The sequence below is a fragment of the Streptomyces longispororuber genome, assembly GCF_014656095.1.
GTDB lineage: Bacteria > Actinomycetota > Actinomycetes > Streptomycetales > Streptomycetaceae > Streptomyces > Streptomyces longispororuber.
In genome coordinates this window covers 24,389-50,509 of the sequence record NZ_BNBT01000031.1, presented here as the reverse complement: position 1 = coordinate 50,509, position 26,121 = coordinate 24,389, and the positions used below count along the sequence as shown (strand labels likewise).

Annotated in this window: 2 protein-coding genes; both read left to right on the top strand. The window is 74.9% G+C overall.

Annotation, left to right across the window (positions count from 1 at the left end):
• Positions 1-404 precede the first annotated feature (404 nt).
• On the top strand, positions 405-15,974 hold the full coding sequence (locus IE330_RS12995; RefSeq protein WP_229925596.1) for a type I polyketide synthase: 15,570 nt from the start codon (positions 405-407) through the stop codon (positions 15,972-15,974).
• A gap of 222 nt (positions 15,975-16,196) precedes the next feature.
• On the top strand, positions 16,197-26,093 hold the full coding sequence (locus IE330_RS39875; protein WP_444546230.1) for a type I polyketide synthase: 9,897 nt from the start codon (positions 16,197-16,199) through the stop codon (positions 26,091-26,093).
• Positions 26,094-26,121: the final 28 nt, after the last annotated feature.

The window sequence follows — 26,121 nt, the reverse complement described above, 5'->3', positions numbered from 1 at the left end:
AGATTCTCAACCCGGACAGCGTATTCCACGCCGCCGACCCTAGAGGCGGGCCGCAATCCCGAACACCCCTGTATCTGCCCGGCACCGCATTGCGGTAGGGGTTTCTTAGGGGTAGGGCTTCCGGGGCTCCGCTGTTACCGTGCAACGGTATTGTGGGCAAATTTATCCGAAGGGCGTACGACGTGCGTACGACGTGCGTACGACGTGCGTACGACGTGCGTACGACGTGCGTACGACGTGCGTACCAAGTGCTGCCAGGAAATGCGGAGCGCGCTTCCCGGAACGCCTCGGAAAGTTTTCCCGGAGTACACAGTCAAGGTAATCGCCCGGCGCGCGGCCATCGGAAGCGACGTGCGGCCGGACATTTCTGAAAGCCATCACGGCCGGTGCTACGGAGTGGAACATTGAGCGACTTCGCGGAATTCGCAGCCCATTCTCACCCGGAGGACCGGCCTGACCCGCAGGCGCCTGCCCGCCTTTCGGGGGCCGCGCGGCCGGAGGGTGCGGCGGACGGGGAGCAGCCGCCTGCCGCGGGCCTGCCCGCCGATGCCGCGCCGGCCGGGACGGAGCCCGCCGAAGCCCCGCGGCCCGGTGACTCCCGCACCGAGGACCTGCGCGCCGCCCTGGAGGGCCGCCCGCGCGCGGAGCAGGAGCGGCGGCTGCGCGCCGTGGTCGCCGCGGAGGTCGCGGCGGTCCTCGGCGGCTCCGGCGACGGCCGCCCGGCCGGTGACCTGTCCCGCCCCTTCCTCGACCTGGGGCTCGACTCGCTGACCGCGGTGGAGCTGCACCGCCGCCTCCAGCGCGCCACCGGCCTCAGGCTGCCCGTCACCGCCGTCTTCGACCACCCCAACACCGACGCGCTCGCCCGCCACCTGCGCGCCGAGCTCTTCGGGACCGCCGACGAGGCCCCCGCCTCCGCCGCCCGCCGCGCCGACGACGAGCCCGTCGCCGTCGTCGCCATGAGCTGCCGCCTGCCCGGCGGCGTCGAGACCCCCGAGGACCTGTGGCAGCTCCTCACCGACGAGGTGGACGCCGTCTCCGGCTTCCCCACCGACCGCGGCTGGGACCTGTCGGCCCTGTACGACACCGATCCGGACCGGCCCGGCACCTCGTACGTCCGCGAGGGCGGGTTCCTGCACGACGCGGGCGAGTTCGACGCCGACTTCTTCGGCCTCTCGCCCCGCGAGGCCCTCGCGACGGACCCGCAGCAGCGCCTGCTGCTCGAAGCGTCCTGGGAGGCCCTGGAGCGCGCGGGCATCGACCCGGCCGGCCTGCGTGACTCCGGCACCGGGGTGTTCGTCGGCGCCGAGACCCAGGAGTACGGCCCCCGCCTCGGCGACGCCGGGGACGGCATGGAGGGCTACCTCGTCACCGGCACCGCCGCCAGCGTCGCCTCCGGGCGCATCGCCTACACCCTCGGCCTCCAGGGCCCGACCATGACGGTCGACACCGCCTGCTCCTCGTCGCTGGTCGCGCTGCACCTGGCGGTGCAGGCGCTGCGCCAGGGCGAGTGCGCCCTCGCCCTCGCGGGCGGCGTCGTCGTCATGGCCTCGCCCGGCTCCTTCCTCGCCTTCAGCCGCCAGCGCGGCCTGGCGCCCGACGGCCGCTGCAAGCCCTTCGCGCAGGCCGCCGACGGCACGGCCTGGGGCGAGGGCGTCGGCATGCTGGTCCTGGAGCGCCTGTCCGACGCCCGCCGCAACGGCCACCAGGTCCTGGCCGTCATCCGGGGCTCGGCCGTCAACCAGGACGGCGCGAGCAACGGCCTGACCGCCCCCAACGGGCCCGCCCAGCAGCGCGTCATCCGCGCCGCCCTCGCGGACGCCGGGCTCACGCCCGCCGACGTCGACGCGGTCGAGGCGCACGGCACCGGTACGACCTTGGGCGACCCCATCGAGGCCCAGGCCCTCATCGCCACGTACGGGCAGCGGCGCCCCGAGGGACGGCCGCTGTGGCTGGGCTCGCTGAAGTCCAACGTCGGCCACACCCAGGCCGCCGCCGGTGTCGCGGGCGTCATCAAGATGGTCCAGGCGATGCGCCACGGCACGCTGCCGAAGACCCTGCACATCGACGCGCCGAGCGGCCACGTCGACTGGTCGGCGGGCTCGGTCGAGCTGCTCACCGAGGCGCGGGAGTGGCCCGAGCGGCAGGACGGCGCGCCGCGCCGCGCGGGCGTCTCGTCGTTCGGCATGAGCGGCACCAACGCGCACGTCGTCCTGGAGCAAGCCCCGCCGCCGCCCGCGCCCGACGACCCCGGCACGTCCGGTGGCGCCTCCGGTGAGCTCCGCGCGTCCGGCGAGGCCGCCGCGGAGACCGGCACCGAGGGGGCCGCCGCCTCCGCGGTGGTGCCCGGCCGGGTGCCGCTGGTCCTGTCGGCGAAGACGGACGACGCGCTGCGGGCCCAGGCCGCCCGGCTGCGCGCGCACCTGCTCGCGCACCCCGGCCTCGAACCCGCCGACGTGGCCTGGACCCTGGCGGTCGCCCGGTCGCGGTTCGCGCACCGGGGCGTGGTGCTCGGCCGGGACCGTACGGAGCTCATCGCGGGGCTCGAACGCCTCGCGGACGGCGACCTGACGGCTCCGGGCACGGCCCCCGGCACGGTCACCGGGCGTGCCCTGCCCGGCGCGGCCCGCCCGGTGTTCGTCTTCCCCGGCCAGGGCTCGCAGTGGGCCGGCATGGCCCGCGAACTCCTCGACGACTCCCCGGTGTTCGCCGCGCGGATGGAGGAGTGCGCCGACGCGCTCGGCCCGTTCGTGGACTGGGACCTCTTCGAGGAGCTCGACGGCGAGAACTTCGACCGCGTCGACGTCGTCCAGCCCGTCCTGTTCGCCGTCATGGTGTCCCTCGCCGCCGTCTGGCGCGCGGCCGGCGTCGAGCCCGCCGCCGTGGTCGGGCACAGCCAGGGCGAGATCGCCGCCGCCTGCGTCGCGGGCGCCCTCTCGCTGGAGGACGCCGCCTGGGTGGTGGCGCTGCGCAGCCAGGCCATCGTCGAACTCTCCGGCCGCGGCGGCATGGTCTCGGTCCCGCTGCCCGAGCGGCAGGTCCGCGAGATGACCGCCCAGTGGGGCGACGACCTGTCCGTGGCCGCGGTCAACGGCCCCGCCCACGTCGTCGTCTCCGGCGCCACGGCGGCCCTGGAGGAGCTGGTCGCCCAGTGCGTGGCCCGCGACATCCGCGCCCGTACGATCCCCGTCGACTACGCCTCGCACTCCGCCCACGTCGAGGCCGTCGAGGAGCACCTGGAGCGGGTCCTCGCCCCGGTCGCGCCGCGCACCCCCGACGTGCCGTTGTACTCGACGCTCACGGGGGCCTGGCTGGACGTGCCGATGGATGCCGGGTACTGGTACCGCAACCTCCGCCAGACCGTCCTGTTCGAGCACGCCACGCGCGGGCTGCTCGCCGAGGGACACGGCCTGTTCCTGGAGATGAGCCCGCACCCGGTCCTCACCGTCCCCGTGCAGGCCACCATCGACGCCACCGACAGCCAGGCGGTCACCCTGGGCTCCCTGCGCCGTGACGAGGGCGGCGCCGACCGGCTGCTGGCCTCGCTCGCCGAGGCCCACGCGCACGGTGCCGCCCTCGACTGGGCGGCGCTCCTGCCCGGCCCCCGGCACCTCGTGGACCTGCCGACGTACCCCTTCCAGCGCCGCCACTACTGGCTGGTCGAGCAGCGGCCCTCCGGCGGCCCCCCGCCCGCCGCGGACACCGCCGAAGCCCGCTTCTGGGAGGCCGTCGAGCGCGAGGACGTCGACGAGCTGACGTCCACCCTCGGCGACGGCGTGGCCGAGGACGCGCTCACCGAGGTCCTGCCGGGCCTGTCCGCCTGGCGGCGGCAGCGCAGGGAACGCTCCCTCATCGACAGTTGGCGCTACCGCGCCACCTGGCAGCCGCTGCCCGCGGCCAAGATGCCGGCGGCGCGCCTGTCCGGGCGGTGGCTGGTCGTCGTCCCCGAGGACGCCCCGGACCACCCGTGGGCCACGGGCGCCGTCGACGCCCTCACGGCCGCCGGCGCCGAACCCGTCACCTGGAGCCTCCGCGCGGGCGAGGCGACGCGCGACCTCCTTGCCGAGCGGCTGCGGCAGCTCACGGCGGACGGCGCGGCGGAGCCCGCCGGAGTGGTCTCGCTGCTCGGCCTCGCCACGGCCGCCCTCGACGGGCACCCGGCCGTGCCCGCGGGCCTCGCCGCCACCCTGGCCCTGGTCCAGGCCCTCGGGGACGTCGGTGCCGCCGGTGCCGCCGGGCGCCTGTGGGTCCTCACCCAGGGCGCCGTCTCCACCGGCCGCAGCGACCGCGTCGACCACCCCGCCCAGGCCCATCTGTGGGGCTTCGGCCGGGTCGTCGCCCTCGAACACCCCGACCGCTGGGGCGGCCTCGTCGACCTGCCCGGAACGTACGACCCCCGGGCCGGTGCCCGGCTCGCCGCCGTCCTGGCCGCCGCGTCCGGCACCGCCGACGCCTTCGAGGACCAGCTCGCCGTACGCGGTTCCGGCGTCTTCGTACGCCGCCTCGTCCGCGGCGAGGCGGCCGGTGCCGACCTGCGGCGGCACACCCGGTGGACGCCGCGCGGCACGGTCCTCGTCACCGGCGGCACGGGCGCCCTCGGCGGCCATGTGGCACGCCGGCTCGCCCGCGACGGCGCCGCCCACCTCCTGCTCGTCAGCCGCCGCGGCCCCGACGCGCCGGGCGCGGCCGGACTCCGCGCCGAACTGGAGCAGGCGGGCGCCCGCGTCACCCTCGCGGCCTGCGACGCCGCCGACCGGGACGCCCTCGCCCGGCTCCTGGACGACCTCCCCGCCGACGCCCCCCTGACCGCCGTCGTCCACACGGCGGGCGTCCTGGACGACGGCGTCGTCGACGCCCTCACCCCGGCCCGCCTCGACACCGTCCTGAGCCCCAAGTCCCCGGCCGCCGCCATCCTGCACGAGCTGACCCGCGACCGGGACCTGGACGCGTTCGTGCTCTTCTCGTCCGCGTCCGGCGCGCTCGGCAACGCGGGCCAGGCCAACTACGCCGCCGCCAACGCCTACCTCGACGCGCTCGCCGAACAGCGCCGCGCCGACGGGCTGCCCGCCACCTCCGTCGCCTGGGGCACCTGGGAGGGCGCCGGGCTGGCCGACACCGCCGTACGCGCCGAGCGCACCCGCCGCGACGGCATGCCGCCGATGCCGCCCGAGCCCGCCGTCGCCGCCCTGCGGGACGCGGTCGAGCGCGGCGACGCCACCGTCGTCGTCGCCGCCGTCGCCTGGGACACCTTCCTGCCCGGCTTCGTCGCCGCCCGCCCCAGCAGGCTCTTCGCCGCGCTGCCCGACGCCCGCGAGCGCACCGACACCCCCGCGGACGGCACCCCCGCCCCCTCCGGAGGCCACGCCGCCACCGGCCCGGACTGGATGCGGCGGCTGGCCCCGCTGCCCGCGCCGGAGCGCGCCGCCGCCCTCCTCGCCTTCGTACGGGGCCAGGCCGCCGCCGTCCTCGGCCACTCCGCCGCCGAGGCCGTCGACCCGGGCCGCGCCTTCCGCGAGCTGGGCTTCGACTCCCTCACCGCCGTCGAGCTGCGCAACCGCGTCCAGGCCGCCACCGGCCTGCGCCTGCCCGCCTCGCTCGTCTTCGACTACCCCAACTCCACCGCGCTCGCGGGCTACTTGGCGGGCGAGGTGTTCGGCGCCGGGACGGCCGCCCCCGCGACCGCCGCTCCCGCCCCCGCCGCGCCCGCGTCCGCCGACGACCCGATCGCCATCGTGGCGATGAGCTGCCGCTTCCCCGGTGACGTCCGTTCGCCCGAGGACCTGTGGCGCCTCGTCGCCGAGGGCCGCGACGCCATGGGTGAGTTCCCCGCCGACCGCGGCTGGGACCTCGCCGGGCTGTACGACCCGGACCCCGACCGGGCGGGCAAGAGCTACGTCCGCGAGGGCGGGTTCCTGACGGACGCGGGCGACTTCGACGCCGACTTCTTCGGCATCTCGCCGCGCGAGGCCCTCGCCATGGACCCGCAGCAGCGCCAGCTCATGGAGACCTCCTGGGAGCTGTTCGAGCGCGCGGGCATCGACCCGCCGACGCTCCGCGGCACCCGCGCGGGCGTCTTCGTCGGCTCCAACGGCGACGACTACATCTCCCGCGGGGCCACCGTCCCCCAGGACATCGAGAGCCACGTCCTCACCGGCAACGCCGTCAGCGTCATGTCCGGCCGCCTGTCGTACGCCTTCGGTCTCGAAGGCCCGGCCGTGACCGTCGACACCGCGTGCTCGGCCTCTCTGGTGGCCCTGCACCTGGCGACCCAGGCCCTGCGCCAGGGCGAGTGCGACCTGGCCCTGGCGGGCGGCGTCACGGTGATGGCCTCCCCGGACACCTTCGTCCAGTTCAGCCGCCAGCGCGGTCTGGCCGCCGACGGCCGCTGCAAGGCCTTCGCGGAGGCGGCGGACGGCACGGGCTGGGGCGAGGGCGTGGGCCTGCTGCTCCTTGAGCGGCTGTCGGACGCCCGCCGCAACGGCCACGAGGTCCTGGCGGTCGTACGGGGCTCCGCCGTCAACCAGGACGGTGCCAGCAACGGCCTGACCGCGCCCAACGGCCCGTCCCAGCAGCGCGTCATCCGCGCCGCCCTGGAGAGCGCGGGCCTGTCCGCCGCCGAGGTCGACGCGGTCGAGGCCCACGGCACCGGCACGACCTTGGGTGACCCGATCGAGGCGCAGGCGCTGCTCGCCACGTACGGGCAGGAGCGGCCCGAGGACCGGCCGCTGTGGCTCGGCTCCATCAAGTCGAACATCGGTCATACGCAGGCCGCAGCCGGTGTCGCGGGCGTCATCAAGATGGTGATGGCCATGCGCGAGGGCGTCCTGCCGCAGACCCTGCACGTGGACCGGCCCAGCTCACACGTGGACTGGTCCTACGGCTCCGTCGAACTGCTCACCGAAGCCCGCGAGTGGACCGAGCGGGACGGTACCGCGCCGCGTCGTGCGGGCGTGTCGTCGTTCGGCGTGAGTGGCACCAACGCGCACGTGATCCTGGAGCAAATGCCGCAAGGCGAGCCCGCCGAGGCCGCTTCCGCGGGGGTCGCTCCGGTGACGGCGGTGCCGTGGCTGGTGTCGGCCCGCAGTGCCGAAGCTTTGCGGGGGCAGCTCGACCGGTTGCGTTCGCACGTGGTGGCGCGTCCGGAGCTGGACGCCGTGGATGTGGGCTGGTCGCTGCTGTCGGGTCGGGCTCTGCATGAGCATCGGGCGGTGGTGTTCGGTCGGGAGCGGGAGGAGTTCCTGGCGGGGCTTGCGACTCCGGTGTCCGGGTCGGTGGTCGAGGGCCGGTTGGGTGTGGTGTTCACCGGGCAGGGCAGTCAGCGGCTGGGCATGGGCCGGGAGTTGTACGAGGTCTTCCCGGTGTTCGCGGATGCGCTGGACGAGGTGTGTGCGTACTTCGATGGGTGGATAGAACGTTCGCTCCAGAGCGTGATGTTCGGTACGGATGCGGACCTCCTTGAGCAGACCGGTTACGCCCAGCCCGCGTTGTTCGCCTTCGAGGTGGCCCTGTTCCGGCTGGCGGAGTCGTTCGGTGTGCGGCCGGAGGTTGTGGGTGGGCATTCGATTGGTGAGCTGGCTGCCGCGTACGTGGCGGGACTGTGGTCCCTGGAGGACGCGACGCGACTGGTGGCGGCACGCGGTCGGCTGATGCAGGCGCTGCCCGAGGGTGGCGCGATGCTGGCCGTGCAGGCGGCGGAGGACGAGGTGCTGCCGCTGCTCAGCGACCTTGCCGACCGGGTGGGTGTCGCAGCGGTCAACGGCCCCGCACAGGTGGTGCTCAGCGGTGAGCGTGCCGCTCTCGAAGGCCTGGAGCAGATCCTGCGCGGCCAGGAGCGCAAGGTGCGCTGGCTGAAGGTGTCGCACGCCTTCCACTCGCCGCTGATGGAGCCCGCCCTGGACGAGTTCCGGCGGGTGGCGCGGCAGTTGACGTATCAGGAGCCAACGCTGCCGGTGGTCTCCAACCTCACCGGCGAGCTGGCGGACGCCGATGAGCTGAAGGACCCCGCGTACTGGGTGCGGCACATCCGCGAGGCCGTACGTTTCCACGAGGGTCTTGGCGCGCTGACCGGATTCGGTGTCTCCACGCTGCTGGAACTGGGGCCCGACTCGGTGCTCACCGCGATGGCGCACGACACCGTCGCCGAACCGGCCGCGCAGGCCGGACTGGTGGCCGCCGTGCGCAAGGACCGCCCCGAGGCGGACACGTTCCTGGCGGCTCTGGCTCGGCTTCACGTACGGGGCATCGAGGTGGACTGGGCTCCGCTGTACGCGCCCGTCGAGGCGCGGCGCCGCGTGGACCTGCCCACGTACGCCTTCCAGTGCGACCACTACTGGCTGGACCTGACGGCGTCCGGCACGGCCGGAGCGCGTACGGGCACCGTTGACGTGGACGAGGTGGAGGCGCGGTTCTGGGAGGCCGTGGAGCGGGAGGACCTGGAGTCGCTGAGCGCCGAGCTGGGCGGCGGGGCCGACGGCGGGGCGCTGGGTGAGGTGCTGCCCGTGCTTTCGTCGTGGCGGCGGCAGCGGCGCGAGGCCGGCACGGTCGGGCGGTGGCAGTACCGCGAGGCGTGGAAGCCGCTGACGGGTCTGGCCGCGGCGGCGTTCGACGGCGCCTGGTGGGTGGTTGTACCGGCCGACGAGGACGCGTACCCGTGGGTGGACGCGGCGGTCGCCGGGCTGGAGGAGCGCGGCGCGCGGGTGGTCCGGATTCCGGTGCCGCGTGATGAAGCGGACCGTGAGGAGCTGGCCCGGAGACTGCGCGAACTGGAGTATCCGGGCGGCGAGTTCGCGTCTCCGCTGGGCGTGTTGTCGCTGCTGTCCCTCGACGACTCCGAGGGTTCGGCGCACCCTGCCGTGTCCGTCGGCCTGGAGGGTGTGCTCGCGCTCCTCCAGGCGCTCGGCGATGCCGAGGTGGCGGCACCGCTGTGGGCGGCCACCTGCGGCGCGGTGACCACCGGGCGCTCGGACCGGCTGACCGCGCCGCGGCAGGCGGCCGTGTGGGGCATGGGCCGGGTCGCCGCCCTGGAGCAGCCCCAGCGCTGGGGCGGCCTGATCGACCTGCCCGCGCGGCCGGACGAGCGGGCGCGGCTGCGGCTCGCCGACGCCCTGGGCTCGGCGACGGGCGAGGACCAGGTGGCGGTCCGCGGTTCCGGCGTGTTCGTACGACGGCTCGTACGCCTGTCCGCGGGCGAAGCCGCCACGGGAGCGACGTCCGCGACCGGCCCGGTGACAAGCGGCGGCATGGCGCCGGGCGAGGGGGCGGCGGGGGCGTGGACGCCGAGCGGTACGGTCCTCGTCACCGGCGGCACCGGTGCGCTGGGCGGGCACGTGGCGCGCTGGCTGGCGCGTACGGGCGCCGAGCACCTCGTGCTCACCAGCCGCCGCGGCCCCGACGCGCCCGGCGCGGCCGCACTCCGCGCCGAACTGGAGGAACTCGGCGCCCGCGTGACGGTCGAGGCCTGTGACGTCGCCGACCGCGAGGCGCTGGCACGGGTCCTGGACGCGATCCCGGCGGAGGCCCCGCTGACCGGTGTGTTCCACACGGCGGGCGTCCTGGACGACGGCGTGCTCGACGGCCTGACGCCGGGACGGTTCGCCACCGTCTTCGGGCCGAAGGTCCAAGCGGCCCTGAACCTGCACGAGCTGACCCGCGACCGCGCCGAGCTGACCGCCTTCGTGCTGTTCTCGTCCGTCGCGGGCTCGCTGGGCGTCGGCGGCCAGGGCAACTACGCCGCGGCCAACGCCTTCCTGGACGCCTTCGCCGAGCACCGCAGGTCGCTCGGGCTGCCCGCGCTCTCCCTCGGCTGGGGCCCGTGGGCCGGCGGCGGCATGGCCGCCGACGGGGGAGTGGTGGAACAGCGCGTCCGGGACAGCGGCATGCCCGCGATGGAACCGGACCTGGCCGTCGCCGCGATGGCCGCCGCGCTGGCGGCCACGGCCTCCCCGGGCGGCGCGGCGGCCGTGACGCTCGCCGACGTCGTCTGGGACGCGTACGCCCCGGGCTACGCCACGGCCCGCCCCTGCCACCTGTTCGACCAGCTCACGACCGCCGCGACGGCCACCGCCCCGGGCCGGGGCGAGGGCCCGGCGTCCCCTGGCCCTGACTCCCTCGCGGACCGGCTCGCGGCCCTGCCCGCGGCGGAGCGCGACCGGGTGCTCCTCGACCTCGTGCGGGACCGCGTCGCCACGGTCCTCGGCTACCCCGCCACCAAGACCGTCGACGCCGCCCGCCCCTTCAAGGACCTCGGCTTCGACTCGCTGACCGCGGTTGAGCTCCGCAACCTCCTCGGCGCCGCCAGCGGCCTGCGCCTCCCCACGACCATCGTCTTCGACCACCCGACCCCGGCGGCGCTCGCCACGTACCTGCGCGGCGAACTCCTCGGCCGGGGGCCCGACGAGGGCGCGGCCCCGGTGGCCGCCGCCCCGGGACTGCCCGATGACGGCGACCCGGTCGTGATCGTGGCGATGAGCTGCCGCTTCCCCGGCGACGTCCGCTCGCCCGAGGACCTGTGGCGGCTGCTGAGCGACGGCCGCGACGCCATCGGCGACATGCCGCAGGACCGCGGCTGGAACGTCGACGCGCTCTACCACCCGGACCCCGCACACGCCGGGACCAGCTACGTCCGCGAGGGCGGATTCCTCCACGACATGGCGGAGTTCGACGCCGACTTCTTCGGCATCTCGCCGCGCGAGGCCCTGGCCATGGACCCGCAGCAGCGGCTCCTCCTGGAAACCGCCTGGGAGGCCTTCGAACGGGCCGGCATCGACCCGGTGACGCTGCGCGGCAGCCGCACCGGCGTCTTCTCCGGCACCAACGGCCAGGACTACGAGAACGTCCTCCGCACCGCCCCCAACCAGGGCGAGGGCTACCTCGGCACCGGCAACGCGGCCAGCGTCGTCTCCGGCCGCCTGTCGTACGCCTTCGGCCTGGAAGGCCCGGCGGTCACGGTGGACACGGCGTGCTCGTCGTCGCTCGTGGCCCTGCACCTGGCGGCGCAGGCGCTGCGCCAGGGCGAGTGCGACCTGGCCCTCGCGGGCGGCGTGACCGTGATGTCGACGCCGGACACCTTCGTGGAGTTCAGCCGCCAGCGCGGCCTCGCCACCGACGGCCGTTGCAAGGCGTTCGCGGAGGCGGCGGACGGGACGGGCTGGGGCGAGGGTGTGGGCCTGCTCCTGCTTGAGCGACTGTCCGACGCGCGCCGCAACGGCCACGACGTGCTGGCGGTCGTACGGGGTTCCGCGGTCAACCAGGACGGTGCCAGCAACGGTCTGACCGCGCCCAACGGCCCGTCCCAGCAGCGGGTCATCCGTGCCGCGCTCGCCAACGCCGGGCTCAGGCCCGGTGACGTGGACGCGGTGGAGGCGCACGGTACGGGTACCAAGCTGGGTGACCCGATCGAGGCGCAGGCGCTGCTCGCCACATACGGGCAGGAGCGGTCGGCCGACCGGCCGCTGTGGCTGGGGTCGATCAAGTCGAACATCGGTCATACGCAGGCCGCAGCCGGTGTCGCGGGCGTCATCAAGATGGTGATGGCCATGCGCGAGGGCGTCCTGCCGCAGACCCTGCACGTGGATCGGCCCAGCTCGCACGTGGACTGGTCGGCGGGTGCGGTGGAACTGCTGACGGAAGCCCAGCAGTGGCCGGAACGTGCCGAGGTGCCGCGTCGTGCGGGCGTGTCGTCGTTCGGTGTGAGTGGCACCAACGCGCACGTGATCCTGGAGCAGGTGCCGCTGGACGAGCCCGCCGAGGCCGTTTCCACGGGGGCCGCTCCGGTGACGGCGGTGCCGTGGCTGGTGTCGGCCCGCAGTGGTGAAGCCTTGCGGGGGCAGCTCGACCGGTTGCGCGCGCACGTGGTGGCGCGTCCTGAGCTGGACGCCGTGGATGTGGGCTGGTCGCTGCTGTCGGGGCGGGCTCTGCTTGAGCATCGGGCTGTGGTGTTCGGTCGGGAGCGGGAGGAGTTCCTGGCGGGGCTTGCGACTCCGGTGTCCGGGTCGGTGGTCGAGGGCCGGTTGGGTGTGGTGTTCACCGGGCAGGGCAGTCAGCGGCTGGGGATGGGCCGGGAGTTGTACGAGGCCTTCCCGGTGTTCGCGGACGCGCTGGACGAGGTGTGTGCGTACTTCGATGGGTGGATAGAACGTTCGCTCCAGAGCGTGATGTTCGGTACGGATGAGGGGCTGCTGGAGCAGACCGGGTACGCCCAGCCCGCGTTGTTCGCGATGGAGGTGGCGCTGTTCCGGCTCGCGGAGTCGTTCGGCGTACGCCCGGAGGTTGTCGGCGGGCATTCGATCGGTGAGCTGGCTGCCGCTTACGTGGCCGGGTTGTGGTCGCTTGAGGACGCGACGCGACTGGTGGCCGCGCGGGGCCGGTTGATGCAGGCGTTGCCCGAGGGTGGCGCGATGCTCGCGGCCCAGGCGGCGGAGGCCGAGGTGCTGCCGCTGCTCAGCGACCTTGCCGACCGGGTGGGTGTGGCCGCGGTCAATGGGCCCTCGCAGGTGGTGCTCTCCGGTGAGCGTGCCGCTTTGGAAGGCCTGGAGCAGACGCTGCGGGGCGAGGGGCGCAAGGTGCGGTGGCTGAAGGTGTCGCATGCCTTCCACTCGCCGTTGATGGAGCCCGCGCTGGAGGAGTTCCGGCGGGTGGCGCGGCAGTTGACGTACCAGGAGCCGACACTGCCGGTCGTCTCCAACCTCACCGGTGCGCTGGCAAACGCTGACGAGCTTCGGGACCCCGAGTACTGGGTCCGGCACATCCGTGAGGCCGTGCGTTTCCATGAGGGTCTGGGTGCGCTGACGGGCTTCGGTGTCTCGACTCTGCTGGAGTTGGGCCCGGACGCGGTCCTGACCGCGATGGCCCACGACACCCTCACCGAGCCCGAGGACCAGACCGGTCTGATCGCGGCCGTCCGTAAGGGCCGTTCCGAGGCGGACACGTTCCTGGCGGCGCTCGCGCAGTTGCACGTACGCGGGGTGGAGGTCGACTGGGCGCCGCTGTACGCGCCCGTCGAGGCGCGGCGCCGCGTGGATCTGCCCACGTACGCGTTCCAGCGGCGGCGGTACTGGCCGCGCGCGGGTGCGGGCGCGGCCGGTGATGTGTCGGCGACAGGGCTCGTGTCGGCCGGGCATCCGCTGCTGGGGGCCGCCGTGCCGCTGGCGGGTGGGGACGGGTGCGTGTTCACGGGCCGGTTGTCGCTGGCCACGCATCCGTGGCTGGCGGATCACGCGGTGGCGGGTCGGGTGTTGTTGCCGGGTACGGCGTTCGTGGAGCTGGCGGTGCGGGCCGGTGACGAGGTGGGCTGTGGGGTGTTGGAGGAGCTGACGCTCGCGGCGCCGTTGGTGCTGCCCGAGCGTGGCGCCGTACAGCTCCAGGTCGGCATCGGCGCCGAGGACGCGGACGGGCGGGTCCCGGTCAGCGTGCACTCCCGCGACGAGCAGGACCCCGACGGCGCCTGGACGCGGCACGCGTCCGGGTTCCTGGCCGCCACGGCCGCCGAACAGGAGCCGGAGGGCCTGGTCGAATGGCCGCCGCGGGGAGCCGAGCCGATCGCCGACGCCGCCGAGCTGTACGACCGGCTGGCCGCGGCCGGGTACGGCTACGGGCCGGTGTTCCAGGGGCTGCGGGCCGCCTGGCGGCGCGGCGACGAGGTGTTCGCCGAGGTCGCCCTGGAGGAGGAGCAGGCGGCGGCCGCCGAGGCCTTCGGCCTGCACCCGGCGGTGCTCGACGCCGCACTGCACTCCACCCTGCTGCTCACGGGCGAACGCCAGGGCCTGGGCCTGCCCTTCGCCTGGAACGGGGTGCGGCTCCACCGGGCGGGCGCCTCGGCGGTCCGGGTGCGCCTCGGCAGCGCCGGGGCGGACGCCGTGTCCCTGACGCTCGCGGACCCGACCGGACAGGTCGTGGCCACCGTTGACTCGCTGGTGTCACGCCCCGTCCCGGCCGACCAGCTCAGCGGCGGCAGGACCGGCGACTCCCTGTTCCAGGTGGAGTGGAAGCCACAGGCGCCCACGGCCGCTGCCGTGACCGTACCGGTGGTGTCGTACGCGGACCGGGACCGGTACCCGGACGCCGGGGGCGGCACCCCGGCGGTCGTGGTGTGGCAGGCCGGTGCCAGCGCCGGTGCCGACGGCGCGACGGGCCCGCAGGCCGTGTCCGCGCGGCTGGCCGAGGCGCTGGGCGTGCTCCAGGGCTGGCTGGCCGACGAGCGGTTCGAGGACGCGCGGCTCGCCGTCGTGACGCGCGGCGCCGCCCCCGCCGGGGGCGCCGCCGTGGACCCCGCGGCGGCCGCCGTGTGGGGCCTCGTACGGTCCGCCCAGGTCGAACACCCCGGGCGCTTCCTCCTCGTCGACACCGACGCCGGTACGGGAACCGACACCGGTACGGGAACCGACACCGGCACAGGCGCTGACACCAGCACCGGATCAAGTTCAGGCCCCGGAACCGGAACCGGCGACGACGCGGTCCTCGACGAGGTGCTGCTCGGCGCCGCCGTCGGCTCCGGCGAGCCCGAAGTCGCCCTCCGCGACGGCTCGGTGTGGGTGCCGCGCCTGACCCGCGTCACCACTGGCCCCGATGGCGACACGGCACCCTGGGGCGAGGGAACCGTCCTCGTGACGGGCGCCTTCGGCGGCCTCGGCCGGGTCGTCGTACGGCATCTGGCCGAGCGGCACAGCGTACGGGACCTGCTCCTGGTCTCGCGGCGCGGCCCGGAGGCCGCCGGTGCGGCCGAGCTGCAGGACGAGCTGGCGGCGCTGGGCGTGAAGGCGACCGTGGCCGCGTGCGACGTGGCCGACCGGGACGCCCTGGCCGCGCTCCTCGACGAGCGGGGCCCGGACCTGTCGGCGGTCGTGCACATCGCGGGTGTCCTGGACGACGGCGTCGTCACGTCCCTGACACCGGACCGGCTGGACACGGTCCTGCGCCCCAAGGCGGACGCCGCGCTGCACCTGCACGAGCTGACCGCCGGGCTCGACCTGTCGGCGTTCGTCCTGTTCTCCTCCGCCGCCGGCGTGCTCGGCAGCCCGGGCCAGGGCAATTACGCGGCCGCCAACTGCTTCCTCGACGCCCTCGCGGCAACGCGCCGGGCCCAGGGGCTCCCGGCGACCTCGCTGGCCTGGGGCGTATGGGCGCAGGAGAGCGACATGACGGGCGCCCTCGGCGACGCCGACCTGCGGCGGATGGCTCGCGGCGGCGTGGCCCCGCTCGCCACCGACGAGGGCCTGGCCCTGCTGGACGCGGCCGTCTCCCTGGCCGCGCCCGAGGCGCCCGCCGTCCTCGTCCCGCTGCGCCTGGACGCCGCGGCCCTGCGGGCCGCCGCGGGTCCCGACGGCGTCCAGCCCGTCTTCTCCGAGCTGGTACGCACCCCGGCCCGCAGGGTCGACAGGGCGCTCGCCCGCTCCGGGGAAAAGGCCGGAACGCACGGAAACGGCAGCGGACCCGCACTCGCCGAACAATTGGCGGGACTTTCCGGGACGGAACGGCGGCGGACCCTGCTCGATGCCGTACGCGGTCATGTGGCGGCGGTGCTCGGCCATTCCGGGCCCGAGGCGATCGGCGCCACCCGGGGATTCCTCGAACTCGGCGTCGACTCGCTCACCGCGGTGGAACTCAGGAACCGGCTGAATTCCCTTTCCGGACTGCGCCTTCCTGCGACACTCATCTTCGACTACCCGTCGCCCGCCGCACTCGCCGCGCACCTCGACGAGAGCCTGCCCCGTGACGGCGGGGCGCCCGGCGGGTCCGAAGGGCCGCGGACGGGCGGCGTCGCCGCCGAACTCGCGGGCCTGGAGGCGGCCCTGGCCACGGGCCCGCTGGCGGAGGACGAGCGGGCCGCGGTGCGCGGCAGGCTGCGGGCACTGCTCGGCAGGCTGGACGCCGGCGAGCAGGGCGGCGGCGCGGACGCCCCGGGCATCGCGGAGAAGCTGGAGGACGCCGATGACGACGACATGTTCGACTTCATCGACAACGAACTCGGCGTTTCCTGAAAGTGGTCACCGGTAAGGGGTAGGCGGCACGTGGTCCCCGGGGCTCGTGAACGACGCGCAAGGCCCCGGGGATTCACAGTCGGTGCGTCTGCGATCCGTGTGATCCGTTAATGTCCCGTGCGGGTGATCCACGCCCGATCCCTTTCCGCCCGCGGTAATTCACCAAGGGGCCCATAGGGGGAGGGTAGGGGTTGTTGCCCCCACCTCCCCCCGATGTGATGGGTGCGGCCCTCTGCGTTGAAGGAGTCGCACCGAATGGCGAACGAGCAGAAACTCCGCGAGTACCTCAAGCGAGTCACCGCGGATCTGCATCAGACCCGGCAGCGTCTGCAGGACGCCGAGTCCGTGAGCCGGGAACCCGTCGCCATCGTGGCGATGAGCTGCCGCTACCCCGGCGGCGTCGGCAGCCCGGAAGACCTGTGGCGGCTCGTCGCCGAGGGCGGGGACGCCATCTCCCCCTTCCCCGACGACCGCGGCTGGGACCCGGACCTCCACGACCCGGACCCGAGCCGCCCCGGCAAGAGCTACGCGCGCGAAGGCGGGTTCCTGCACGACGCGGCGGAGTTCGACCCCGCGTTCTTCGGCATCTCCCCGCGCGAGGCCCTCGCCATCGACCCGCAGCAGCGGCTCCTCCTCGAAGCGACGTGGGAGGCGTTCGAGCGGGCGGGCGTCGACCCGCTGTCCGTCCGCGGCTCCCGCACCGGCGTCTTCGTCGGCGTCATGTACGGCGACTACGGCAACCGCATCCTCAGCAACCCCGAAGGCCTGGAGGAGTTCGAGGGCTACCTCGGCAACGGCAGCGCCGGCAGCATCGCCTCCGGCCGCGTCTCGTACACCTTCGGCCTCGAAGGCCCCGCCGTCACCATCGACACGGCGTGCTCGTCGTCGCTGGTCGCGCTGCACCTGGCGGCGCAGGCGCTGCGGCAGGGCGAGTGCTCGCTGGCCCTCGCGGGCGGCGTGACCGTGATGTCGACGCCGGACACCTTCGTGGAGTTCAGCCGCCAGCGGGGCCTGGCCGCCGACGGCCGGTGCAAGGCGTTCGCGGAGGCCGCCGACGGCACCGGCTGGGGCGAGGGCGTGGGCCTGCTCCTCCTTGAGCGCCTTTCGGACGCGCGCCGCAACGGCCACCAGATCCTCGGTGTCGTACGCGGCTCCGCCGTCAACCAGGACGGCGCCAGCAGTGGCCTGACCGCCCCCAACGGCCCCGCCCAGCAGCGCGTCATCCGGGCTGCCCTGGCCAACGCCGGGCTCACGCCCGGTGACGTGGACGCGGTGGAGGCGCACGGCACCGGCACCACGCTGGGCGACCCGATCGAGGCGCAGGCGCTACTGGCGACGTACGGCCAGGAGCGGCCCGAGGACCGGCCGCTGTGGTTGGGGTCGGTGAAGTCCAACCTCGGTCATACGCAGGCCGCAGCCGGTGTCGCCGGTGTCATCAAGATGGTCATGGCCATGCGCCACGGCGTCCTGCCGCGCACCCTGCACGTGGACCGGCCCAACACCCACGTGGACTGGTCGGCGGGCGCGGTGGAACTCCTGACGGAGACACGTGAGTGGGCCGCGCGGGAGGACGCGCCGCGCCGTGCGGGTGTGTCGTCGTTCGGTGTGAGCGGCACCAACGCGCACGTGATCGTGGAACAGGCTCCGGCGCCGGAGCCCGCGGATGCCGTCGAGCCCGTCGCCCCGGCGACGGCGGTGCCGTGGCTGGTGTCGGCGCGCGGCCCCGAAGCCCTGCGGGCGCAGGCCACGCGACTGCGCGAGCACGTCGTGACGCACCCTGAGCCGGACGTGGTGGACGTGGGCTGGTCGCTGCTGTCGGGGCGGGCCCTGCATGAAGACCGGGCGGTGGTGTTCGGCCGGGAGCGGGAGGAGTTCCTGGCCGGGCTGGAGTCCCTGGCGTCCGGCGGCCCGGGTGTGGTGTCCGGGTCGGTGGTCGAGGGCCGGTTGGGTGTCGTATTCACCGGGCAAGGCAGCCAGCGACTCGGGATGGGCCGGGAGCTGTATGAGTCCTTTCCGGTGTTCGCGGATGCGCTGGACGAGGTGTGTGTCCACTTCGACGTCTTGATAGAACGTTCGCTCAAGAGCGTGATGTTCGGTACGGATGAGGGGCTGCTGGAACAGACCGGGTACGCCCAGCCCGCGTTGTTCGCGATGGAAGTGGCCCTGTTCCGGCTGGCGGAGTCCTTCGGTGTACGCCCGGAGGTTGTGGGTGGGCATTCGATTGGCGAGTTGGCTGCTGCGTATGTGGCGGGGTTGTGGTCGCTTGAGGATGCGACGCGGCTGGTGGCCGCGCGTGGGCGGTTGATGCAGGCGTTGCCCGAGGGCGGGGCGATGCTGGCCGTGCAGGCGGCGGAGGCGGAGGTGCTGCCGCTGCTCAGCGACCTGGCCGAGCTGGTGGGTGTCGCCGCGGTCAACGGTCCCGCGCAGGTAGTGCTCTCCGGTGAGCGTGCCGCCCTGGAAGGCCTGGAGCAGACGCTGCGGGGCAAGGGGCGCAAGGTGCGCTGGCTGAAGGTGTCGCATGCCTTCCACTCGCCGTTGATGGAGCCCGCGCTGGAGGAGTTCCGGCGGGTGGCACAGGAGTTGACGTACCAGGAGCCGACGCTGCCGGTGGTCTCCAACCTCACGGGTGCGCTGGCGGACGCTGACGAGCTTCGGGACCCCGAGTACTGGGTCCGGCACATCCGTGAGGCCGTGCGTTTCCACGACGGTTTGGGTGCGCTGACTGGCTTCGGTGTCTCCACGCTGTTGGAGCTGGGCCCGGACGCGGTCCTGACGGCCATGGCCCACGAGGCGCTCACCGAGCCCGCCGCGCAGGCCGGGCTGGTCGCGGCCGTGCGCAAGGACCGCCCCGAGGCGGACACGTTCCTGGGTGCCCTCGCTCAGTTGCACGTACGTGGGGTGGAAGTGGACTGGGCGCCGCTGTACGCGCCCGTCGGGACCCGGCGCCGCGTGGACCTGCCCACGTACGCCTTCCAGCACCAGACCTACTGGCTCAACCCCCTGTCACAGGGCTCCGTTACCGCTGCGGTCGACCCTGTGGACGCGCGGTTCTGGGAGGCCGTCGAGGCCGAGGACATCGAGGCGCTGACGGGTGCGCTGGAGGTCGACGAGGAGGCGCCGTTCCGGTCGGTGCTGCCCGCGCTGACGGCGTGGCGGCGGCAGCGGCACGAGCACAGCGAGCTGGACCGCTGGCGCTACCGGACCGCCTGGAAGCCGCTCGGAGGCAAGGTCGCACCGGGGCGGCTGACCGGCACCTGGCTGGTCGTGGCCGGTGCCGGGGCGCCCGAGGAGCCGTGGGTCGACGCGTCCGTACGGGCTCTGGAACAGGGCGGCGCCCGCGCACGGGTCCTGCGCGTGGGCGCGCGGGACGCCGACCGCGAGACGCTGCGCGAACTGCTGAGCCACGCCCTCGCCGCCCCCGGCGACGACGACGGGCACGGCGCGCCCGTCACCGGCGTGCTGTCCCTGCTGGCCTGCGCCCCCGCGACGGTTGCCGGACCCGCGACGGTTGCTGCCCCTGGATCGGTTGATGTCCCTGCACCGGTGGACTCCCCGGTGCCGACGGCGGGCGCGGCCTCCGGCGGTGTCCCGGCCGGTGTGCTCCTCACGCTGGCACTCGTCCAGGCCCTGGGTGACGCGCAGGTGGCCGCGCCGCTGTGGGTGGCGACACGGGGCGCGGTCTCCGTGGGCGCGTCGGACCCCGCGGCCGACACCGACGGCGCGGCGGTGTGGGGCCTCGGCAGGGTGGCGGCCCTGGAGCACCCCGACCGCTGGGGCGGGCTCGTCGACCTCCCCGGCATGGCCGACGCCCGGGCGGTGTCCCGGCTCGCCCAGGTCCTCGGCGCGTCGGCGGCGGAGGACCAGGTGGCGGTGCGGTCGGCCGGGGTGTTCGCGCGGCGGCTGGAGCGGGCTCCGCTGGATGCGGCGCGGGCGGGGGAGTGGGTGCCTGAGGGCACGGCTCTGGTCACCGGTGGTACGGGTGCCGTCGGTGGGCATGTGGCGCGGTGGCTGGCGGCTCAGGGTGCCCGGCATCTGGTGCTGACGAGCCGTCGTGGCCCGGAGGCGCCCGGGGCTGCCGAGCTCCGTGCCGAGCTGGAGGGCTTGGGGGCCGAGGTGACCATCGCCGCCTGTGACGTGGCGGACCGGGACGCGCTCGCGCGGGTCCTGGCGGCGATCCCGGAGGAGGCGCCGCTGACCGGGGTGTTCCACACGGCGGGTGTCCTGGACGACGGGGTGCTCGACGGCTTGGACGCCGACCGCTGCGCCACCGTCTTCCGGCCGAAGGCCCGAGCCGCCCTCAACCTGCACGAGGCGACGCGCGACAGCGCGCACCTGACCGCGTTCGTGCTGTTCTCCTCCCTCACCGGGACCGTGGGCGCGCCCGGCCAGGGCAACTACGCCGCCGCCAACGCCTTCCTGGACGCCCTCGCCGAACGGCGCCGCGCCGCCGGGCTGCCCGCCGTGTCGCTCGCCTGGGGCCCGTGGGCCGGCAGCGGCATGGCCGCCGACGACGGCGCCGAGGAACGCATGCGCCAGGCCGGACTGCCGGTCATGGACCCGGCGCGCGCCACCGAGGCGCTGCGCCTGGCGCTGCAGCCGGTCCCGGAGGGCGGCGGCGCCGCCGCGCTCGTCGTCGCCGACGTCGTGTGGGAACGGTTCGCCGAGGGCTTCACGGCCGCCCGCCGCAGCACGCTCCTGGACGGCGTGCCGGAGGCGGCCGCGGTCCTCGCCGCACGTTCCACGGGCGGCCGGGACTCCACGGCGCCCGACCTGAGGCAGAAGCTGGCCGGGCTGGCACGCCCGGACGCCGAGCGGGCCCTGCTCGACCTCGTACGGACCCACGCCGCAACGGTGCTCGGGCACGGCGGCACGGAGGCCGTGCCCGCGGACGGCGCCTTCAGGGGGCTCGGGTTCGACTCGCTCACCTCCGTGGAGTTCCGCAACCGCCTGGGAGCGGCGACCGGCCTGACCCTGCCGGCGACGCTCGTCTTCGACCACCCCTCGCCACACGCCGTGGCCGACTACCTCTCCGGCCTGCTCCTGGGCGAGCCCGGCGGCTCCGGCTCCGGCACCGGTGCCGTCACCGACCCCGCCGCCGCGCGGCGGCCGTCGGCCGACGGCACGGACGACGAGCCCATCGCCCTCGTGTCGATGAGCTGCCGCTTCCCCGGCGGCGTCCGCTCGCCCGAGGACCTGTGGCGGCTCGTCGCGGACGGCGTCGACGCCATGGGCGACTTCCCCGCCGGCCGTGGCTGGGACACGCGGACGCTGTACGACCCCGACCCGGCGGCACCCGGCTCCACCTACGCCCGCCAGGGCGGTTTCCTGCCGGACGCCGGGGAGTTCGACGCGGACTTCTTCGGCATCTCGCCGCGCGAGGCCCTCGCCATGGATCCGCAGCAGCGGCTGCTCCTGGAGACCTCCTGGGAGCTGTTCGAGCGCGCGGGCGTCGACCCGGCGTCGCTGCGCTCCACCCGTACCGGCGTCTTCGCGGGCACCAACGGCCAGGACTACCTCGACCTCCTCAAGGACGCGCCCGACGGCGCCGAGGGCTACATTGGCACCGGCAACGCGGCCAGCGTCGTCTCCGGCCGCCTCTCGTACGCCTTCGGGTTCGAGGGGCCCGCCATGACCGTGGACACGGCCTGCTCCTCGGCGCTCGTGGCCCTGCACCTGGCGGCCCAGGCGCTGCGCCGGGGCGAGTGCGACCTGGCGCTCGCGGGCGGCGTCACCGTCATGTCGACGCCCAGCGCGTTCATCGAGTTCAGCCGCCAGCGTGGCCTGGCCGCCGACGGCCGCTGCAAGGCGTTCGCCGAGGCCGCCGACGGCACCGGCTGGGGCGAGGGCGTGGGCCTGCTCCTCCTTGAGCGGCTGTCCGACGCCCGCCGCAACGGCCACGACGTGCTCGCGGTCGTACGGGGCTCCGCCGTCAACCAGGACGGCGCCAGCAACGGCCTCACCGCGCCCAACGGACCCGCACAACAGCGGGTCATCCGCGCCGCCCTCACCGACGCGGGCCTGACCCCAGCCGACGTGGACGCGGTGGAGGCCCACGGCACCGGCACGACCCTGGGCGACCCGATCGAGGCCCAGGCGCTGCTCGCCACGTACGGGCAGGAGCGGCCGGAGGACCGGCCGCTGTGGCTGGGGTCGGTGAAGTCCAACATCGGCCACACGCAGGCGGCGGCCGGTGCCGCCGGTGTCATCAAGATGGTCATGGCCATGCGCGCGGGCGTCCTTCCGCCGACGCTGCACGTCGACCGGCCCACCTCACACGTGGACTGGTCGGCGGGCGCGGTCGAGCTGGTGACGGAGGCCCGGGAGTGGGCCGCGCGGGAGGACGCGCCGCGCCGTGCGGGCGTGTCGTCCTTCGGCATCAGCGGCACCAACGCCCACGTGGTTCTGGAACAGGCCTCGGCACCGGAGCCCGGGGCCGCCGTCGAGCCCGTCGCCCCGGTCACGGCGGTGCCGTGGCTGGTGTCGGCCCGCAGTGCCGAAGCCTTGCGGGGGCAGCTCGACCGGTTGCGCGCGCACGTGGTGGCGCGTCCTGAGCTGGACGCCGTGGATGTGGGCTGGTCGCTGCTGTCGGGGCGGGCTCTGCTTGAGCATCGGGCTGTGGTGTTCGGTCGGGAGCGGGAGGAGTTCCTGGCGGGGCTTGCGACTCCGGTGTCCGGGTCGGTGGTCGAGGGCCGGTTGGGTGTGGTGTTCACCGGGCAGGGCAGTCAGCGGCTGGGGATGGGCCGGGAGTTGTACGAGGCCTTCCCGGTGTTCGCGGACGCGCTGGACGAGGTGTGTGTCCACTTCGACGTCTTGATAGAACGTTCGCTCCAGAGCGTGATGTTCGGTGCGAATGCCGACCTGCTGGAGCAGACCGGTTACGCCCAGCCCGCGTTGTTCGCGATGGAAGTGGCGTTGTTCCGGCTCGCGGAGTCGTTCGGCGTACGCCCGGAGGTTGTGGGTGGGCACTCCATCGGGGAACTGGCCGCCGCTTACGTGGCCGGGTTGTGGTCGCTTGAGGACGCGACGCGGCTGGTGGCCGCGCGCGGTCGGCTGATGCAGGCGCTGCCCGAGGGTGGCGCGATGCTCGCGGTCCAGGCGGCGGAGGCGGAGGTGCTGCCGCTGCTGGACGGTCTGGCGGACCGGGTGGGTGTGGCGGCGGTCAATGGGCCTTCGCAGGTGGTGCTCTCCGGTGAGCGTGCCGCTCTGGAAGGCCTGGAGCAGACGCTGCGGGGCCAGGGACGCAAGGTGCGCTGGCTGAAGGTGTCGCACGCCTTCCACTCACCGCTGATGGACCCGGCCCTGGCCGACTTCCGCAAGGTCGCCGCGGGGCTCACGTACCAGGAGCCGACGCTTCCGGTCGTCTCCAACGTCACGGGACAGTTGGCGGATGCCGCCGAGCTGATGGACCCCGAGTACTGGGTGCGGCACATCCGTGAGGCGGTCCGCTTCCACGACGGCTTGGGCGCGCTGACCGGCTTCGGTGTCACGACGCTGCTGGAGCTGGGCCCGGACGCGGTCCTGACGGCGATGGCCCACGAGGCGCTCACCGAACCGGCCGCGCAGGCCGGGCTGGTCGCGGCCCTCCGCAAGGACCGGTCGGAGGCGGACACGTTCCTGGCGGCCCTCGCGCAGTTGCACGTACGCGGGGTGGGGGTCGACTGGGCTCCCCTGTACGCGCCCGTCGAGGCGCGGCGCCGCGTGGACCTGCCCACGTACGCCTTCCAGCGCAGGACGTTCTGGCCGCAGCCGAAGGACATGGACGCGCGGGGCGCGCAGGGCGGGACGCTGGACGCCGCGTTCTGGGACGTCGTGCGGCGGGAGGACCTGGACGGCCTCGCCGGCGCGCTGGAGCTCGACCCGGACGCCCCGCTGACGTCGGTGCTCCCGGCGCTCGCGTCCTGGCGGCAGCGCCAGCAGGAGCGCCACGAGGTGGACGCCCTGCGCTACCGCGTCACGTGGAAGCCCCTGGCCGCTGCGGCCGAGCCGGGCGCCGGGGAACGCCTCGACGGGACCTGGGCGCTGCTGGTACCGGCCGGAGCGGCCGGGCATCCCTGGTGCGCCGCGGCCGAGGAGGCGCTCGCCGCCACCGGGGCGGACGTCCGGCGCGTCCTCGTCGGGGACGACGCCGCGGACCGTACGGCGCTGACGCGGCTGCTGTGGGACCTCGCCGGGCAGGCGCCGTCCGGGCCGGGGAGCACGGACCTGGCCGGAGTGCTGTCCCTGCTGGCCCTCGACGAGCGCCCGTACCAGGGCGGCCCCGCGCTGACGTGGGGCATGGCCGCCACCCTCGCCCTGACACAGGCCGTCGTCGACGCCGGGGCCGGGGGGCGGCTGTGGGTCGCGACGTCCGGCGCGGTGTCCGTCGGCACCGCCGACCCGCTGCGCGCGACCGCGCAGGCGCAGGTGTGGGGGTTCGGCCGGGTCGCCGGACTGGAACACCCCGACGTCTGGGGCGGCCTGATCGACCTCCCGGAGGCCACGGGCCGAGGGGAGACCGGGGAACACGAGGGATCCAAGGCAGTGGCGGAGGGCTCCGGCGTCGTCCCGGCCCCCGTCCGCGCCCGGCTCACCTCGCTCCTCGCCCGTACCGCCGCCGACGGCTTCGCCGAGGACCAGCTCGCCCTGCGGCCCTCGGGCGTCCTCGTCCGCCGCCTCACGCGCGCCCCGGGCGGCGCCCCGGCCGCCGACGCGCGGTGGCGGCCGCGCGGCACCGTGCTCGTCACCGGCGGTACCGGCGCCCTCGGCGCCCATGTGGCCCGCTGGCTCGCGGGCAACGGCGCCCGGCACCTCGTGCTGACCAGCCGCCGCGGCCCGGACGCTCCGGGAGCCGCCGAACTCCGTGCCGAACTGGAGGAGCTGGGGGCCGAGGTCACCCTCGCCGCCTGCGACGTGGCCGACCGGGACGCGGTCGCCCGGCTGCTCGACACGCTCTCCCAGAACCAGAACCAGAACCAGAACGAGAACGAGAGTGAGAACGGGAACGGGAGCGCGCCGCTGAGCGCCGTCGTGCACGCGGCGGGCGTCGGGCAGGACCTGATGATCGACGCGACCGGTCCTGAGGACTTCGCGGCCGTCGTGACCGCGAAGACCGCGGGCGCGGCCCACCTGGACGAGCTGCTCGGCGACGTACCGCTGGACGCCTTCGTGCTGTTCTCGTCCATCGCCGGGGTGTGGGGCAGCGGCGGCCAGGCCGCCTACGCCGCCGCCAACGCCTACCTCGACGGGCTCGCCGAGCGCCGCAGGGCGCGTGGGCGTGTCGTGACGTCGGTCGCCTGGGGGCCGTGGGCCGGTGCGGGCATGGCCGGGGACGACGAGGCGGCGGCGCACCTGCGCAAGCGGGGCCTGCCCGGCCTGCGGCCCGAGGTGGCCGTGGCCGCCCTGCGCGACGCGCCGGCCGGACCCGACGCGCTGGTCACGGTCGCCGACGTGGACTGGGAGCGGTTCGCCCCGGCCTTCACGGTGCGGCGCCCGAGCCCGCTCCTCGACGAACTGCCGGAGGCCCGTACCGCCCTGGCCCCCGCGTCGGACACCGCCGACGGTGGCGCGGCCTCGGGGGACGCGGCGGCCGCGCTGCGCGACCGGCTCGCCGCGGCCCCGCCCGCCGAGCGGGAGCGGACCGTCCTGGAACTGGTGCGCACGGAGGTCGCTGCCGTCCTCGGACACACCGGCACGGCCGCCGTCCGCGAGGACCGCGCCTTCAAGGAGTTCGGGTTCGACTCGCTGACCGCCGTCGAACTGCGCACCCGCCTGAACGCCGCGACCGGACTGAGCCTGCCCAGCACGCTCGTCTTCGACCACCCGACCCCCGCGGAGCTGGCCCACGAGCTGCTCTCCGCGCTCCTGCCCGACGCCGCCCCCGGTACGGCCCCCGGCCCCGCCGACGGTGCCACGGCGGCGGACCACCTCGCGGACGCCGACGTCCGCAGGGCCCTGGCGGCCGTCCCGGTCGCCCGCATCCGCGAGGCGGGGCTGCTCGACGCCCTCCTGCGCCTCGCCGCACCGGACGCGACGGCGGCCACGGCCGCCGACGTGGCCGACGACGACGGCGCGGACGCCTCGATCGACGCCATGGACGTGGACAACCTGATCCAGATGGCCTTGGACAACAGTGATTCCTGATGCAGCGATTCCTGACGCAGCACGAAAT